The 923-nt window shown below is 68.8% G+C and carries 2 protein-coding genes; both read left to right on the top strand.

Features of this window, described 5'->3' with window-relative positions; genetic code table 11:
- Positions 1–203: 203 nt before the first annotated feature.
- The gene (locus ACIKT0_RS19210; RefSeq protein ID WP_407106871.1) at positions 204–683 is read left to right on the top strand and encodes a cupin domain-containing protein; all 480 of its coding nucleotides are present in this window, start codon (positions 204–206) and stop codon (positions 681–683) included.
- Between the two features lie 30 nt (positions 684–713).
- Positions 714–923, top strand: a 210-nt coding sequence (locus tag ACIKT0_RS19205) for a hypothetical protein (protein ID WP_407106870.1), incomplete at its 3' end; no start/stop codon positions are given.

The following is a 923-nucleotide window of genomic DNA, read 5'->3' as shown; positions in this document are numbered from 1 at the left end:
TCGTCCTCATCCACGGCGCCGCCCGCCTGCTCCACCGCCCGCGCGATGGGCCCGACGGTGCTGGCGCGCGTGACCGCAAGCGTCATGGCGCTCCGCTCCTCGCCGCGCAGGGCGTGGTTTGGCGCGAAATGGCAAGCGGCGCGGAGAACGCGTTCCTACGATCCCGCCCGCGACGCAGGAAGCGGCGGAGGTGGGAGGAGAGGATGCCGGAACGCGGCTTTGACGATCGAAACATCACGTGGCGGACCATCGACGGTTTCGACCACATCGCCTACCACGTTCTGAGCGTGGACGAGGACGCCCGCATCGTCGATCTGCTCTTCAGGTTCGCCGCCAACGAGCGGATCGTTCTTCATCGGCACATGGCCGACTACCGGACCCTGGTGCTCCAGGGCGAACTCCGGATCTACCGTCCCGACGGCGCGCTCAAGGAAGTGCGGCCTGTCGGCAGCTATGTCGCGGCCTCGGCCGGAGGCGAGCCGCATACCGAGGGCGGCGGCGACTGCGACGCGATCGTCTATTTCACCAATCGCAACGTCCGGGGACCGATCTACGAGATACTCGGACCGGAGGGCGAGGTCGTCGCCACTTTCGGGATTCCGGAGTTCAAGGAGCTTCTGGAGGGACAATCGGCGGGGCGGCCGCCGTCCGAGCGAGCGGGGGAGCTTCAAACGAAGGTTTAAGGGCTCCCAGGCCAGGATGGCGGGAGACCCGTGAAGAGAATCCCGGCCACGATGCTCGATCTCGCGACCCGCGCCAGACGACAGGACGACCGGCCGCGTCTGGCTGCGCGCGACGGCGCGGATATCGAGACCGTCGCGTCGCTGAAGGCCGAGCTCGCGGCGGCCAAGGAGAGGCTGCGCGAGCGGGAGAGCCGGCTGAGAGAGGCTGGCCGGCTTGTGGGCGGCGCGCTCTCGGCGGCC

It is taken from the genome of Hansschlegelia beijingensis, assembly GCF_045505405.1.
Lineage (GTDB): Bacteria > Pseudomonadota > Alphaproteobacteria > Rhizobiales > Methylopilaceae > Methylopila > Methylopila beijingensis_A.
The sequence above is the reverse complement of the archived record's forward strand: the minus strand, read 5'-3'. Positions and strand labels throughout refer to the sequence as shown.

Bases quoted from the DNA above. Each gene is read 5' to 3' on its own strand.
- ACIKT0_RS19210 (WP_407106871.1), top strand. From the start codon at position 204: ATGCCGGAACGCGGCTTTGACGATCGAAACATCACGTGGCGGACCATC.